The organism is Pseudogemmobacter sonorensis (assembly GCF_042762395.1).
GTDB classification, from domain to species: domain Bacteria; phylum Pseudomonadota; class Alphaproteobacteria; order Rhodobacterales; family Rhodobacteraceae; genus Pseudogemmobacter; species Pseudogemmobacter sonorensis.
The window spans coordinates 137654-151828 of record NZ_JBEFZE010000002.1 but is presented as its reverse complement, the minus strand read 5'-3'; the positions used below and the strand labels follow the sequence as shown (position 1 = coordinate 151828).

Genomic DNA, 14175 nt, shown 5'->3' with positions numbered 1-14175 from the left:
CTCCCTGAAGGAAAACCCCTTCATCTTGGCTGAAATATCCTCGGGGGGTGAGCCCCGGAGGGGCGAGGGGGGCGGAAAGCCCCCCTGCTCCGACATCAGATCGCCGCCAGCGCATCCACCAGCTTCGCCGCGCCGAAACGGAACGGATCGGTCGCGGGCAGGCCCAGCCGGGCCTCGACATCGGCCAGAAGCGCCTGCGCCTCCTCCTGGGGCAGATGCTGGGTGTTGATCGCATAGCCCGCGACCACGCAGGCCGGATTGACCACCCGCGCCAGCGCCAGCGCGGTATCGCGCACCTGTTCCAGCGTCGGCAGGGCGTAATCGGGCAGGCCGCGCATATGCGGGCGGGTCGGCTCATGGCAGACCACCAGCGCATCGGGCTGGCCGCCATGGATCAGCGCCAGGGTCACCCCCGAATAGCTGACATGGAAAAGCGAGCCCTGGCCCTCGATCAGATCCCAATGCCCGGCATCGTTGTCGGGCGTCAGCCATTCGACGGATCCGGCCATGAAATCGGCGACCACCGCATCCAGCGGCACGCCGTCGCCGGTGATCAGGATGCCGGTCTGGCCGGTGGCGCGGAACGTGGCCTTCAGCCCCCGCGCGCGCATCTCCTTCTCGACGCAAAGCGCGGTATACATCTTGCCGACCGAGCAATCGGTGCCGACCGCCAGCATCCTCTTGCCCGTGCGCTTCTTGCCGTTGGCGATCGGGTAATCCACCTCGGGGACGCGAACGTCGTGCAGGGCCCGGCCGGTGGCGCGGGCAACGGCGGCCAGGTCCTCTTCGTCGCGCAACAGGTTGTGCAGGCCCGAGGCCAGATCGAATCCCTCCTCCAGCGCCGCGATCAGCACCTTCTTCCAGGCCGGGCTGATCACGCCGCCCCGGTTCGCCACGCCGATCACCAGCGTCTTGACCCCCTTCGCCCTGGCCTCGGCCAGCGTCAGGTCGGGCAGGCCCATGTCGGCCTTGCAGCCCTCCATGCGAAACTGGCCGATGGCGAATTCCGGGCGCCAATCCTTGATCCCCTGGGCCACCTTGGCGGCAAGCTGGTCCGGCGCATCGCCGAGAAACAGAAGATATGGCGTTTCGATCATGATGGCCCCCGGATTGCATTTGCAGCAATCTGCTTCGTCTTGATTGAAGAGTCTCACGAAATCTTCGTGCCGCGAAGCCGTTGAATCGAAGATACTTCGACTATATTTGATTAATGTGATACTTTCTTCGATCACTATTACGATTAATATTTAATCATTCCAAGGATGCGGAGAAAACCGAAGAAATCTGCGGATGCTTGAGCGCCCGCGCCTCGGGGTTGCAAACCGATCAGCAATATTATATCGCAGAGACTAATCCGCACGAAACATGATTGCCGACACACCACCGATGAGCTTCCGCCCGCAACCTCCCGCCCCCGCCCGGCCCAATCGCTGCCAACTGTTCGGGCCCGGCTCGCGTCCGGCGCTGTTTGCCAAGATGGCGGCCTCCGGGGCGGATGTGATCAACCTCGACCTTGAGGATTCGGTCGCGCCCGGCGACAAGGACCAGGCCCGCGCCAATATCATCGAGGCGATCGGCGCCATCGACTGGGGCCGCAAGACGCTTTCGGTGCGGATCAACGGGCTCGACACCCCATGGTGGTATCGCGACGTGGTGGACCTGCTGGAACAGGCCGGGGACCGGCTGGACCAGATCATGATCCCCAAGGTCGGCTGCGCGGCGGATGTCTATGCCGTGGACGCGCTGGTGACGGGGGTCGAGCGCGCCAGGGCACGCCAGAAGCCGATCAGCCTTGAGGTGATCATCGAAACCGCCGCCGGGATCGCCCATGTCGAGGAAATCGCCGCCTCAAGCCCCCGGCTTCAGGCGATGAGCCTGGGCGCCGCCGATTTCGCCGCCTCGATGGGCATGGCGACGACCGGCATCGGCGGCACCCAGGAAAACTACTACATGCACCGCGAGGGCCGAAGATACTGGGCCGATCCCTGGCACTGGGCCCAGGCCGCCATCGTCGCCGCCTGCCGCACCCATGGCGTGCTGCCGGTCGACGGGCCCTTCGGCGATTTCTCGGATGACGAGGGCTTCCGCGCCCAGGCCCTGCGCTCGGCCACGCTGGGCATGGTCGGCAAATGGGCGATCCATCCCAAACAGGTCGCGCTCGCGAACGAGGTCTTCACCCCCTCCGACGCGGCGGTCGCCGAGGCGCGCGAGATCCTGGCCGCGATGGAGGCCGCGAAAGCCTCGGGCCAGGGCGCCGTGACCTGGAAGGGGCGGCTGATCGACATCGCCTCGATGCGACAGGCCGAAGTGGTGGTGCGGCAGGCCGAACTTATCGCTTCCGGTTGAATTGAATCGTTGACACAATGCTGTGACTTTGTGCAAGCTTCACGCAATCCAGTCATGGTTTTGGGCAATCTGTTAACGCTACACCCGCGCCGCGATCCAGGGGAGAGGAGGCCCCTCGCGGCAAAAGGGGAGGACGCGCACCCCGTGGCGTAAGCTGCGGGGTGTTGCTGTTTCCGGGGCCGGGCCGAACCCGCTGGCCGCCGCCCCGCACCGGCCCCCGCACCGATTTCCCGCAGGCCCGAGTTGCACTTTTGCCAAGCGCCCGCCATATAGGGGCCGGTCAGACAGGGTTGGACGCGCATGATCTATCTCGATTTCGAAAAGCCCCTCGCGGAAATCGAAGGCAAGGCCGGAGAGCTTCGCGCCCTCGGCCGTTCGGACAACGGGATGGATGTCTCGAAAGAGGCCGAGGCCCTGGACCGCAAGGCCGAAACCGCGCTGCGCGATCTTTATCGCAACCTGACCGCCTGGCAGAAATGCCAGGTCGCGCGCCACCCCGACCGGCCGCATTGCAAGGATTACATCGAGGCGCTGTTCTCCGAATACACGCCCCTTGCGGGCGACCGCGCCTTTGCCGACGACCATGCAGTGATGGGCGGGCTGGCGCGCATCGCCGACCGCCCGGTGGTGGTGATCGGCCATGAAAAGGGCAACGACACCAAATCGCGGATCGAGCGGAATTTCGGCATGGCCCGCCCCGAGGGCTATCGCAAGGCGATCCGGCTGATGGAACTGGCCGACCGTTTCCGCCTGCCGGTGATCACCCTGGTCGACACCCCCGGCGCCTATCCCGGCAAGGGGGCCGAGGAACGCGGCCAGGCCGAGGCCATCGCGCGCTCGACCGAAACCTGCCTGTCGCTGGGCGTGCCGCTGATCTCGGTCATCATCGGCGAGGGCGGCTCGGGCGGCGCCGTGGCCTTCGCCACCGCCAACCGCGTCGCCATGCTGGAACATTCCGTCTATTCGGTGATCTCGCCCGAGGGCTGCGCCTCGATCCTGTGGAAGGATGCCGAGAAGATGCGCGAGGCCGCCGAAGCCCTGCGCCTGACCGCGCAGGACCTGCAGAAGCTGGGCGTGGTGGACCGCATCGTCAAGGAGCCCGTCGGCGGCGCGCAGCGCGGCAAGGCCGAGGCGATCGAGGCCGTCGGCAAGGCGATTGAGATCATGCTCAACGAATTGTCGTCGAAAAAGCCCGAGGCGCTGATCCGCGACCGGCGCAACAAGTTCCTCGACATGGGGTCGAAGGGCCTGGCGGCGTGACCCGCCCCGGCTGGCCCGCGCTGCTGGCCGGGCTGGCGGTCGGCCTGTGCGCGGGCGCGGCACCGGCCGGAACGCTCGAAGGCCATCTGGTCACCTTCCACGTCATGACCTGGGACGATCCCGAGGCGCTGATCTTCGATTCGAAAGGCCGCACCGTCGTCGTCGACGCCCGGCAGGAATTCGGGCTGGAACCCGAGGGGCTGGTCCCCGGCTTCGACATCGTGCCCGCCCAGGTCGAAATCGGCCCGACCCGGGTCGAGGTCGGCTATGACGACGGCATATCGGGCCGGTTCTACGATTCCGTCTTCAACGGCTATGTGCTGCGCTTCGAGGCGCAATGCGCCCTGTTCGAAAGCCATCGCATCGACGCCGATGCCACCACCATGCCCCTGACCGAGGCCCATGTCTTCACCCGGGGCAATGCGCTTTACATCAATGTCGCCGATATGGACTACGGTCCCGAGGCCCGGCTGGCGATCGAGATGGAAGTGGCGGACTGCCCGCTCAGCTAAGCTGTTCGGGCGGCGCGAATCCGGCCTCGGCCATCAGGTCGTCCGAGCGGGTCTCGATCTCCCGCCCGATCCGCGCCATGAACTCCGGCACCGCAAGGCCCGGCGCGATCGCGGGCAGGAATTCGACCACCGCGGTGCCCGGACGGCGCAGGATGCCGCGCTTGGGCCAGAACAGGCCGACATTGGTCGCCACCGGCACGCAGGGCTGGCCAAGCTGTTCCTGGATCAGCCCGATCCCGACCTTGTAAGGCGCCCTGACGCCGGGAGGGACCCGCGTGCCCTGGGGATAGATCACAAGCTGTCCCGGCTCGGCCGCGCCGCGCGCCACATCGGCCTTCATCTTCGCGATGGCCGCGCCGCGCTTGCCGCGATCGACCGGGATGCAGCCGATCCGCAGCGCATACTGGCCCAGGAAGGGCGCATAGACCAGTTCGCGCTTCATGATGAATTTCGCCCGCGGCAAAGCGGCGAAAAGCACCAGGATGTCGAAGAAACTCTGGTGCTTGGCGGCGATCAGCACCTCGCCCTGCGGCACCTCGCCCCGCACCTCGGCGCGCAGGCCGCACAGAAGGCGCGCGCTGAAACAGACCCAGCGGGCGTAAAGGCGGCAGGCAAAGCGCGCGCCCCGGCGCGACACCAGCGCCCAGGGGAAGAACACCAGCGCGATCACCGCCATGGCCAGATACATCTGGATGACGAAGACCAGCGACATCAGCCAGCGCAAGGCGATCATGTCAGCTCCCTCAGCTTGTTCAGCGCCGCCCTGCGGGTGGCAAGAAAGGCGACGCCCCCGGCCAGCGGCGGCAGCAGGAAGGGCAGAAGCCAGCCCGCCCCGGCAAAGCCCAGCCCGGTCAGGAAGCCCCCGGCCGCATCCGCGCTTGGCAGCAGAAAGACGCAGACCATCCCCGCCAGCGCCCCCGCCGCCGCGCCCGCCAGCGCGCGCAGGGTAAAGCGGCGCACGAAGGCGCGGGCGATATAGGCATCCTTCGCGCCCACCAGCCGCAGCACCCGGATCACCTGCGCATTCGCGGCCAGCGCGGCATTCGCGGCCAGCGTCACCATCGCGGCCATGGCCGAACCGATCAGCAGGATGGATAGCCAGCCCAAGAGGCGCAGGCGCCCGGCGGCCTCTGCCAGGGGGCGGCGCCAGCGGGTGTGATCGTCCAGCACCGCGCCGGGGGCCTCGGCGCTCAGCCGCTGGCGCAGGCCCTCGGAATCGTAGCCCGAGGCATCCTCGGTGATCTCGATCAGCCGGGGCAGCGGCAGGTCCGCGACCGGCAGTTCGGGGCCGAACCAGGGCTCCAGCAGGGCAAGGTTCTCGGCATCGGTCAGGGCACGCGCGCGCTCGATCCCCGGCGTGGTCGCCAGAAGCGCCAGAACCGCTTCGGTCTGCACCTGCATCTGCTCGGGCGGGGCGGAAAGCCGGATCGTCGCCGTGCGCGCCAAGGCGTCCGACCAGCGGTCCGCCAGCCGCCCGGCGGCCAGCGAAAGCGCCAGCGCGAAGACGCAAAGGAAGGCCATCGCCCCCGAGGTGAAGCCGGTCAGCCAGGCGCTGTGGCCCGAGGGCGGCACCACCCGGTCGGCCTGGGGGTCGGGGCGCAGGAAGGCCAGCACCGCCGCGATCATCTGCGAGGGCCGCATCATAGATCCGCCCCCGCAAGCTGGATCCGGCGCCGCGCGATCCGCAGCACCCGCGCGGGCACCTGGTTCTTGGCCTGGCGGATCAGGTTCAGATCGTGGGTGGCGACCAGGATGGTCTTGCCCATCCGGTTCAGCTCGACCAGCAGCGTCAGAAGCCGCAGCGACATTTCCCAGTCGACATTGCCGGTGGGCTCGTCCGCGATGATCACATCGGGGCCCATGATCACCGCCCTCGCCAGCGCCGCGCGCTGACGCTCGCCCCCGGAAAGCGAGGGCGGCAGCGCCTGGGACAGATGGTTCAGCCCGACCCAGCCCAGCAGGTCCTCAAGATCGCGCCGGTCACCCCGGCGCCCGGAAACCGCAAGCGGAAGCTGCACATTGGCCGCCAGCGGCAGGTGATCGAGGAATTGCACATCCTGATGCACCACCCCGATCCTGCGCCGCACCAGCGCCACATCGTCGCGGCCAAGCGCGCGCACCTCGCGCTCGAAGATCGTGACATGGCCCGCGGTCGGCAAAAGCTCGGCATAGGCCATCTTCAGGAAGGTGGTCTTGCCCGAGCCTGAAGGCCCGGTCAGAAAGTGGAAAGAGCCCGGCGCAAGCCGCAGGGACACCTCGGAAAGCAGCTCGCCCCCGCCATAGTTGTAGGCCGCATTCTCGAAGGCAATCACCGCTTGCATCCTCTCCGCGCCCCAGGGCTTTCCATAACCCCCCGGCTGCGGGGTTCGCCATGCACAATCCTGTGCCTTCCATCGCACGAGCGCCGAGGATTGCACAAGACTCGTGGACAAAGCCTTGGATGCCAACGGGATCGTTGCTACAACACCCACCGGGGACGCGGGAACTGAGGGTTGATGAATGCGGTTGGCCTGCCCAAACTGCGACGCCAGATATGAGGTGCCGGACGACGCGATCCCCCCCGAGGGGCGCGATGTGCAATGTTCCAGTTGCGGAACCGCCTGGTTCCAGCAACGTCCCGAGGTCGAAGCCGCCGCCGAGGCCGAGGCCGCGCTTTACGGCGACGACCTGTCGGCCGCAGGCGCCGGGCAGGCGGTCGCCCCGCCCCCGGCCGATGCACCGCCGCCCGCGCCCGAACCCGAAGAGACCGCCGCCGAGGCCGATCTGAGGGCCGCGCTGTCGGACATGCTCGACGATCCCGCGCAAAGCCGGGATGCGTCGGCGCCGGAAAGCCCCTCGGCACAGGCGGCCCCGCGCAATACCATCGACGATTCCGTCCTGTCGGTCCTGCGCGAGGAGGCCGAGCGCGAGGCCGAGGCCCGCCGTATCGAGGCCCGCCGCAACGCCTCGCGCCGGGCCGAGGCGGAAGAGCAGTTGCAGGTCCAGCCCGAGCTTGGGGTCGAGGCGCCGCCGCCCTCCGCTCCGCAGCCCGCGCCGCCACAGCCCGACCCGCAGGCGCCGGTCGCGTCGAAGGCGCGCAGGCTCGCGATGCTGAAGGGCGAGGATCCCGATGCCGCCCCGCCCCGCCTGACAGCCCGGCGCGATCTTCTGCCCGATGTCGAAGAGATCAACTCGACCCTCCAGCCCAGCGAGGACGGGTTCGATCCCGATGCCGAGGTGGACGCCCTGCCCGACCTGACCAGGGGCGGCGGCTTTCGCACCGGCTTTCTGCTGGCGCTGTTCGTGCTGATCACCGGGGCGGCGATCTACATCGCCGCCGAGAGCATCGCCGCGCTGGTTCCGGCACTGGCGCCCGCGCTTGAAAGCTATACGGTCTTTGTCGACGGGCTGCGACTCTGGCTCAACGGGCTGATGGACAGCGCGACCAACGCGCTTTCCAGCCCCTCGGGAAGCTGAGCGGGGCGGGCAGCGGAAAACTCCGGCGAAACCCGGAAAAGGCGAAACCCGGAAAATCCGCCCGTGGTGCCGGATGCGCCTCTTGGGTTGCGCCCCCCTGTGCCCAATGCCGGGCCCAGTATCCGGCCAGCACCATTCAGACGATCGCCTTCAGCCAGCGCCGATCCGGGCCCGCGCTTTTCAGCGCCCGGATTCAGCCGTGACCCCGACCCATCCTCGTGCCGCGCCGGACAGGCCGAAGCTCAGAACAGGTCAAGAAGCCGCTTGAGGTAGTCGAGTTCCTCGCCCGGCCGCTCCGCCTCGCCCGAGCGGCGGCGGATCTCGTCGAGCAGTTCCTGCGCCCGCAGATCCGGGTCGTTCTGCACCATGTCGCGGTCCGATCCGATCCGCGCCGCATCGCCGGATTCCCGGCCCAGCGGGTCGATCGCGCCGGGATCGGGGCGCCCGGCCTCTTGCCGACCGCCGGGCTCGCGGCGCTCGCCCTGTTCCTCGGCCAGGGCCTCGCCGAAATCGCGCAGCCCGTCGCGCATGGCCTCCATCGCCTCGGCCTGACGGTCGAGCGCGCCAGAGAGATCGCCCTCGCGCATGGCCCGCTCGGCCTCGCGCATCGCCTCTTCCGCGCGGTCGAGCGAGCGGCGCCCCCGCTCGCCCGCCTCGGAGCCGTCGCCGGGCAGCCCGCCGTCCTGCAGGCGGTCAAGCCGCTCGCGCAATTCGCGCTGGCGGTCGGCGAGCGCGCCGGGGTCCTGGCCCTCGCCGTCGCGGCCGCGCTGCATGTCGCGATAGGCATCGTCGGACAGGCCCTGCTGGTCGCGCAGCGTGTCGCCCAGCTCGCGCATGGCCTCGTTACCCTGGCCCTGTCCACCCTGACCGCCCTGGCCCTGGGTGACCTGAAGGTTCTCCATCAACTGGCGCAGTTCCTCCATCAGCGCCATGGCCTCGGCGGTGCGGCCCTCCTCCATCAGGCGCTGGATCTCGTCGAGCATCTGCTGAAGCTGGTCGCCGGTGATTTCCTGGCCCTGGCCGCCGGGCGACTGCTGGCCGGGGTTGCGCTGCGCCTCTTCGGCCAGTTCGCGGGTATAGTCGCGCATGGCCTGCTGCATTTCGCGCATCAACTGGTCGATCTCTTCGGGCGAGGCGCCGTTGCGGATCGCCTCTTCCAGCCGGTCCTGCGCCCGCTGCAGCCGGTCATAGGCCGAGCCCAGATCGCCCTCTTCGAACATGAAGGCGATCTGCCACAGCTCATCCACGATCCCGGCCTTGGCATCGTCGCCCAGGGGCCCCGCCGCAAGCCGCGCGTCCAGGTCGCGGATCAGCACCCGCAGCCGCTTCGCCGCCGTCTTCGAGCGCGACAGATCGTCGGGCCGGTGCATCATCGCCTTGAGGATCTGACTCGCGCGCACGGCATTCTCGCGGTTCCAGAGGATGTCGCGGCGCATCTCGATCACCGCATTGGCCATCGGATCGAAGAACCGCCTGCCGGGCAGGGTGACCAGATGGGGCATGGACGCGCCCTCCTGCCCCGCCGCATCGGCCACGGTGAAGACCATGCTGACCGGCATGTTTGACAGGATCGTCTCGGAAATATCGTCGATCAGCGTCTCGGCCACCTGATCGCGCTTGCCCTTCATCGGCATCGGCAGGTCCAGCGTGACCGGCTCCACCGGCTCGGGCGCGATCTCAAGCCCGTAGCGCCGCGGGACCGCGGCCAGGTCCAGCGAGATGGTGACCCGGCCCGAGACGACGCCGTAATCGTCGCTGGCGGTGAAGCCCTGGCGGAAGCGGCCATCGGCCTCGCGCCCGATCTCGCCGGTGGCCGCGACCTCGGGGGCCAGGTCGGGGGTGGCGATGATGCGCCAGGCGCGCCCGCCGTTGCCCTCGATCGCCAGGCGGCCGGACTGGCTGACCGTCAGTTCGGTCAGACCGGCCAGGCCCTGCGGCACGGCCGGCGTCGCGCCATCCTCGGGCCCGGGCGGCGGCGGGGCGACCTGGGCCACGTCCTGCTCGATGGCAAGGCCGGTGGCGCCGTCGCCATAGACGCGGATCTGGATCCGCGTGCCCACGGGCATCTCGATCTCCGCGCCCGGAATGTCGTTGAGATAGATCGTCGGCTTGCCGGTATAGGCGGGGGGGCGGGCCCAGCCTTCCCAGACCGGACCTCCGGGCATGGCGACGGCGGGGCCGGGGGTCAGCCCGGTCGCCTCGGTCACCCGCCAGACCGAGCCGAACAGCGCCGCCATCACCGCCGCCGTCAGCGCCACATAGCGCAGCGAATAGGGATCGCGCGAGGAAAGCCGCAGATCGGGCCGCACCGGGCGCGCCGCCCGCGCCCGCTCGGCCATGCGCGCCAGATGGACCCGCCAGACCGCGGACGAGGCCGCATCCCCGGCGCCGATGGCCTGACGGTCGCCCAGCGCGGCGATGGGGCGGCCGGGCAGGCTGGCGTCCAGCCGGGCCAGCGCCTCGGCCTTCGAGGGCCTGCGAAAAATCCAGATCCCCCGGCCAAGCGCCAGCAGGGCGGCCAGCGCGACCACGGCCGCGCCGATGCGGAACCAGGACGCCGGGCCGACCTGATGCAGCCCGAAGGCCAGCGCGGCAAAGGTGGCAAGCAAGATGGCCCAAAGCGGCCAGAACGCGCGCGAGATCCGCTCGGCCCACAGACCGGCCAGCGTCAGCCGCATCGGCCATTTCAGCGCCGCAAGCGCCCGATCGGCCGGATCGCCCGCCGGGGTCTTTTCGCTGTCCGGCTGTCCGGTTGCCATGGCGCTTCTGCCTTCCCGCATTCTGGCTTCCCGCGTTCTGGGGGCCTCGGCTTCTGGGGTCCACAGCCAGGCTGCGGGCCGCGTCAGGATCGGGCCCGCATCAGGCCCATGGCGGCAGCTTATCGCGGGCGATCATCTCTTCATAGGTGGGGCGTTCCCGAATTATGGCGAATTGATCCCCTTTCACCAGCACCTCGGGGATCAGCGGGCGCGAATTGTATTCGCTGGCCATGACCGCGCCGTAAGCGCCCGCCGAGCGGAAGGCAACCAGATCATCCGCCGCCAAAAGCGGCAGTTCGCGCGCCTTGGCAAAGGTATCGCCGGTCTCGCAGACCGGGCCGACCACGTCGAAGGGCTGGCTGGGCGCGGCCGGAGCCGATTCTATCACCGGGATGATGTCGTGATGGGCATCATACATCGACGGCCGCACCAGATCGTTCATCGCCGCGTCGAGGATCAGGAAATCCCGCCCCTCGCCGTTCTTCACATAGATCACCTTCGAGACGAGGATGCCGGAATTGCCGGAGATCAGCCGCCCCGGCTCGATCTCGATCTCGCAGCCCAGATGGCCCAGGCGGCGCTTGACCATCGCGCCATATTCCACCGGCAGGGGCGGCGCCTCGTTCGAGCGGCTATAGGGAATCCCCAAGCCGCCCCCCAGATCGAGCCGCCGGATATCATGGCCATCGGCGCGCAGGGCGCCGGTCAGTTCGGCGACCTTGGCGAAGGCCGCCTCGAAGGGCGCGAGATCGGTCAACTGGCTGCCGATATGCACGTCGATCCCGACGATCTCCAGCCCGGGCAGGCGAGCCGCCTCGGCATAGACCTCACGCGCGCGGGCGATGGGGATGCCGAACTTGTTCTCGGACTTGCCGGTGGCGATCTTGGCATGGGTCCTGGCGTCGACATCGGGATTGACGCGCACCGCTACCGGCGCGATCACGCCGAGCGAGACCGCGACCTCGGAAATCGCCCGCATCTCGGGCTCGGATTCCACGTTGAACTGGCGGATGCCGCCCTCCAGCGCGATGCGGATCTCCTCGCGCGTCTTGCCGACGCCGGAAAAGACGATCCGTCCGCCCGGCACCCCGGCGGCGCGGGCCCGCAGATATTCCCCGATCGAGACCACATCCATCCCCGCGCCCAGATCGCCCAGGGTCTTGAGCACCGCAACGTTCGACAGCGACTTGATCGCGAAACAGACCAGATGCGGCAGCGGCGAAAGCGCCTCGGTGAACAGGGTGAAATGCCGCGTCAGCGTGGCGGTGGAATAGACGTAGAACGGCGTGCCGACCGCTGCGGCGATCTCGGGGATGGCCACGCCCTCGGCATGCAGCACACCGCCCGAATAAAGGAAATGATCCATTCCGCCCTCGCCTGTCCGATCCTGTCCCGGCGCGGCTGTCCCGGCGCGCGGCTTCCTGCCCGGCGGTATAGCAGAACCTGCCGCCCGCACAATTCGGCCGATCAGCGCGTGGCGACGCCCGCGCGCATCTCGCCCGAAATCACCAGCCCCGGCGCGGCACCCGCCTGTGACGGCGGCACCGGCGCCCCGTCGGCGCCGCAGGCGGCGGGCAGGATCAGCGTGGCGAAGAGAAGGATCCGCAGCATGGCAAGGCCCCTTTCAAGGCGGGATCGGATTCAGACCCGGTTCAGGGAGAGATAGAGATCCGACCGCCGCCCTCAAGCCCGGTCGACAGCACCGGCGTCACCCGCGCGCCCGAGGGCGTGATCGAGATCCCGGCATGAAGCCCCGGATCGACGCAGGCGCCCAGCGCCAGGACCAGCGAAAGCGCAAGAAGGCGGATCGGCATGGCAAAGGACCTCCCGTTCGGGCGGCGACGCGCGCGCCCTTCAGCCCAGCGCCGCCTGCCAGCGCGCGACCTGTTCGCGCACCCGCACCGGCGCGGTGCCACCGTAAGACATGCGCGAATTGACGGAGTTTTCAACGCCCAGAACCGAAAACACCTCATCCGTGATGCCGGGATGAACCGATTGCATCTGCGAAAGCGTCAGATCGGGCAGGTCGATCCCCGCGGCCTCGGCAATGGCCACAAGGCTGCCGGTGACGTGATGCGCCTCGCGGAACGGCAGGTTCAGGCGCCGCACCAGCCAGTCGGCCAGATCCGTCGCCGTCGAAAAGCCCGAGGCGGCGGCGGCGGCCAGGCTTTCGCGGTTCGCCGCCATGTCGCCGACCATCCCGGTCATCGCAGCCAGGCCCAGCATCAGGTTGTCGGCCGCGTCGAAGACCTGTTCCTTGTCTTCCTGCATGTCCTTGGAATAGGTCAGCGGCAGGCCCTTCATCACGGTGAACAGCGCAACCGTGGCGCCCAGGATCCGCCCCAGCTTGGCGCGCAGCAGTTCCGCCGCATCGGGGTTCTTCTTCTGCGGCATGATCGACGAGCCGGTGGTCCAGCGATCCGACAGCCGCACGAAGCGGAACTGGGCAGAGGACCAGATCACCAGCTCTTCGGCGAAGCGCGACAGATGCATGGCGGTGATCGATGCCGCCGCCAGGAATTCCAGCGCGAAATCGCGGTCCGACACGGAATCGAGGCTGTTCGCCGTGGGCCGGTCGAAGCCAAGCGCCTGCGCCGTCATATGCCTGTCGATGGGAAAGCTGGTCCCCGCCAGCGCCGCCGCGCCGAGGGGGCTTTCGTTCATCCGCCGCCGCGCGTCCTCGAACCGCGAGCGGTCACGGGCGAACATCTCGACATAGGCGAGCATGTGATGCCCCCAGGTCACCGGCTGGGCGGTCTGCAGATGGGTGAAGCCGGGCATCACCCAACCCGCCCCCTGTTCAGCCTGCGCCACGAAGGCCCGCATCAGGGCGCCAAGCCCCTCGATGGCCGCATCGCATTGCCCGCGCACCCACAGCCGGAAATCGACCGCCACCTGATCGTTGCGCGAACGCCCGGTGTGCAGGCGCTTCCCGGCCTCGCCCACGATCTCGGTCAGGCGCGATTCCACGTTCAGGTGGATGTCCTCCAGCTCCACCCGGAATGGGAAGGAACCCCCCTCGATCTCTGACAAGACCGTGAGCAGGCCTTCCCCGATGGCCTGCGCATCGCTATCGGTCAGGATGCCCGTCGCCGCCAGCATGGCGGCATGGGCGCGCGATCCGGCGATGTCCTGCGCGTAAAGCCGCTTGTCGAAACCGATCGAGGCGTTGATCGCCTGCATGATCGCATCCGGCCCTTCGGCGAAACGCCCGCCCCACATCTGGTTGGCGGCTTTGGACGGATCGGATGCGGTCTCGGATGCGGTCATGGGCGTGCCCCTGCGATGGAGAATGGCGTGCGGAAAACTCTGGCGGTGCTTTATACGGCCTTAACGCTTGGTGCAAATGCGGCCCTTGCCGATGGTGTCGCCGCGCTGCGCGAGGGCGACATGAAGAAGCTTGTCCTGCACGAGGCGCCGCTGGACCTGCCCAGGGTCGGGCTGCTCACCATGGAGGATGCGCCCGCAAGCCTTGCCGATTACCGGGGCCGCTGGGTCGTGCTGAACTTCTGGGCCACCTGGTGCGGGCCGTGTCGGGAGGAGATGCCCTCGCTCGACCGGCTTCAGGCCGCGATGCCCGATCTGGTGGTGCTGCCGGTGGCCTCGGGGCGCAACGATCTGGTGGGCATCCGGCGCTTTTTCGACGATGCCGGGATCACCCGTCTGACCGGGCTGCGCGACCCGACGGGGGAACTGTCGCGCGCCATGTCGGTGATCGGGCTGCCGCTCACCGTGATCCTGGACCCCCAGGGGCGCGAGGTCGCCCGCCTGATCGGCGATGCCGAATGGGACAGCGCCAGCGCCCGGGCCGTTCTGGCCGCGCTGATGGCGGGTGGTTGAGC

General features: G+C 68.6%; 14 protein-coding genes. 5 read left to right on the top strand and 9 right to left on the bottom strand.

Annotated elements, in window-relative coordinates:
* Window positions 1-95 precede the first annotated feature (95 nt).
* Entirely contained in the window at window positions 96-1097 is a 1002-nt protein-coding gene (dgcN, locus tag ABNX41_RS02320) for an N-acetyltransferase DgcN (protein ID WP_438668102.1), read from the bottom strand.
* Window positions 1098-1386: 289 nt separating this feature from the next.
* On the opposite strand from dgcN, the gene ABNX41_RS02315 reads away from it, so the two are divergent.
* The 3 genes from ABNX41_RS02315 (at window position 1387) to ABNX41_RS02305 (ending at window position 4118) form a co-directional block, all read left to right on the top strand.
* Entirely contained in the window at window positions 1387-2346 is a 960-nt protein-coding gene (locus tag ABNX41_RS02315) for an L-malyl-CoA/beta-methylmalyl-CoA lyase (RefSeq protein ID WP_438668242.1), read from the top strand.
* 300 nt (window positions 2347-2646) lie between these two features.
* Window positions 2647-3606: an acetyl-CoA carboxylase carboxyltransferase subunit alpha gene (locus tag ABNX41_RS02310; RefSeq protein ID WP_438668101.1), complete on the top strand. Its 960-nt coding sequence runs from the start codon at window positions 2647-2649 to the stop codon at window positions 3604-3606.
* Window positions 3603-4118 carry a hypothetical protein gene (locus ABNX41_RS02305; protein WP_438668100.1) on the top strand — a complete coding sequence of 172 codons (516 nt, stop codon included), beginning with the start codon at window positions 3603-3605 and terminating at the stop codon, window positions 4116-4118. Before ABNX41_RS02310 ends, ABNX41_RS02305 begins: the two co-directional genes overlap by 4 nt.
* Here ABNX41_RS02305 and ABNX41_RS02300 read toward each other — a convergent pair.
* The 3 genes from ABNX41_RS02300 to ABNX41_RS02290 are packed head-to-tail and all read right to left on the bottom strand — an operon-like array spanning window position 4111 to window position 6430.
* Entirely contained in the window at window positions 4111-4851 is a 741-nt protein-coding gene (locus ABNX41_RS02300; protein ID WP_438668099.1) for a lysophospholipid acyltransferase family protein, read from the bottom strand. The genes ABNX41_RS02305 and ABNX41_RS02300 overlap by 8 nt on opposite strands.
* Entirely contained in the window at window positions 4848-5762 is a 915-nt protein-coding gene (locus tag ABNX41_RS02295; RefSeq protein ID WP_438668098.1) for a cell division protein FtsX, read from the bottom strand. The genes ABNX41_RS02300 and ABNX41_RS02295 overlap by 4 nt, the downstream gene beginning before the upstream one ends.
* A complete protein-coding gene (locus ABNX41_RS02290) occupies window positions 5759-6430 on the bottom strand; it encodes a cell division ATP-binding protein FtsE (RefSeq protein ID WP_438668241.1) in 672 nt (223 codons plus the stop codon). The genes ABNX41_RS02295 and ABNX41_RS02290 overlap by 4 nt, the downstream gene beginning before the upstream one ends.
* Before the next feature lie 187 nt (window positions 6431-6617).
* Between ABNX41_RS02290 and ABNX41_RS02285 the strand changes: the two genes are divergently transcribed.
* Complete coding sequence (locus ABNX41_RS02285; protein ID WP_438668097.1) at window positions 6618-7574, top strand: zinc-ribbon domain-containing protein; 957 nt, start codon at window positions 6618-6620, stop codon at window positions 7572-7574.
* 242 nt (window positions 7575-7816) lie between these two features.
* Here ABNX41_RS02285 and ABNX41_RS02280 read toward each other — a convergent pair whose 3' ends face one another.
* From ABNX41_RS02280 to argH, 5 genes are all read right to left on the bottom strand, one after another.
* The gene (locus ABNX41_RS02280) at window positions 7817-10333 is read right to left on the bottom strand and encodes a DUF4175 domain-containing protein (RefSeq protein WP_438668096.1); all 2517 of its coding nucleotides are present in this window, start codon (window positions 10331-10333) and stop codon (window positions 7817-7819) included.
* 100 nt (window positions 10334-10433) lie between these two features.
* Window positions 10434-11699, bottom strand: a complete 1266-nt coding sequence (lysA, locus tag ABNX41_RS02275; protein WP_438668095.1) for a diaminopimelate decarboxylase — start codon at window positions 11697-11699, stop codon at window positions 10434-10436.
* 101 nt (window positions 11700-11800) lie between these two features.
* Window positions 11801-11944, bottom strand: a complete 144-nt coding sequence (locus tag ABNX41_RS02270) for a hypothetical protein (RefSeq protein ID WP_438668094.1) — start codon at window positions 11942-11944, stop codon at window positions 11801-11803.
* Between the two features lie 41 nt (window positions 11945-11985).
* Window positions 11986-12147, bottom strand: a complete 162-nt coding sequence (locus tag ABNX41_RS02265; protein WP_438668093.1) for a hypothetical protein — start codon at window positions 12145-12147, stop codon at window positions 11986-11988.
* A gap of 40 nt (window positions 12148-12187) precedes the next feature.
* Window positions 12188-13603, bottom strand: coding sequence for an argininosuccinate lyase (gene argH / locus ABNX41_RS02260; RefSeq protein ID WP_438668092.1), 1416 nt, complete (start codon window positions 13601-13603; stop codon window positions 12188-12190).
* Window positions 13604-13630: 27 nt separating this feature from the next.
* Here argH and ABNX41_RS02255 point away from each other — a divergent pair, with 27 nt between their 5' ends.
* Window positions 13631-14173 carry a TlpA family protein disulfide reductase gene (locus ABNX41_RS02255; protein WP_438668091.1) on the top strand — a complete coding sequence of 181 codons (543 nt, stop codon included), beginning with the start codon at window positions 13631-13633 and terminating at the stop codon, window positions 14171-14173.
* Window positions 14174-14175: the final 2 nt, after the last annotated feature.

Bases quoted from the DNA above. Each gene is read 5' to 3' on its own strand.
- dgcN (WP_438668102.1), bottom strand. From the start codon at position 1,097: ATGATCGAAACGCCATATCTTCTGTTTCTCGGCGATGCGCCGGACCAG.
- lysA (WP_438668095.1), bottom strand. From the start codon at position 11,699: ATGGATCATTTCCTTTATTCGGGCGGTGTGCTGCATGCCGAGGGCGTG.
- ABNX41_RS02265 (WP_438668093.1), bottom strand. From the start codon at position 12,147: ATGCCGATCCGCCTTCTTGCGCTTTCGCTGGTCCTGGCGCTGGGCGCC.
- ABNX41_RS02285 (WP_438668097.1), top strand. From the start codon at position 6,618: ATGCGGTTGGCCTGCCCAAACTGCGACGCCAGATATGAGGTGCCGGAC.
- ABNX41_RS02315 (WP_438668242.1), top strand. From the start codon at position 1,387: ATGAGCTTCCGCCCGCAACCTCCCGCCCCCGCCCGGCCCAATCGCTGC.
- ABNX41_RS02280 (WP_438668096.1), bottom strand. From the start codon at position 10,333: ATGGCAACCGGACAGCCGGACAGCGAAAAGACCCCGGCGGGCGATCCG.
- argH (WP_438668092.1), bottom strand. From the start codon at position 13,603: ATGACCGCATCCGAGACCGCATCCGATCCGTCCAAAGCCGCCAACCAG.
- ABNX41_RS02270 (WP_438668094.1), bottom strand. From the start codon at position 11,944: ATGCTGCGGATCCTTCTCTTCGCCACGCTGATCCTGCCCGCCGCCTGC.
- ABNX41_RS02295 (WP_438668098.1), bottom strand. From the start codon at position 5,762: ATGATGCGGCCCTCGCAGATGATCGCGGCGGTGCTGGCCTTCCTGCGC.
- ABNX41_RS02310 (WP_438668101.1), top strand. From the start codon at position 2,647: ATGATCTATCTCGATTTCGAAAAGCCCCTCGCGGAAATCGAAGGCAAG.
- ABNX41_RS02300 (WP_438668099.1), bottom strand. From the start codon at position 4,851: ATGATCGCCTTGCGCTGGCTGATGTCGCTGGTCTTCGTCATCCAGATG.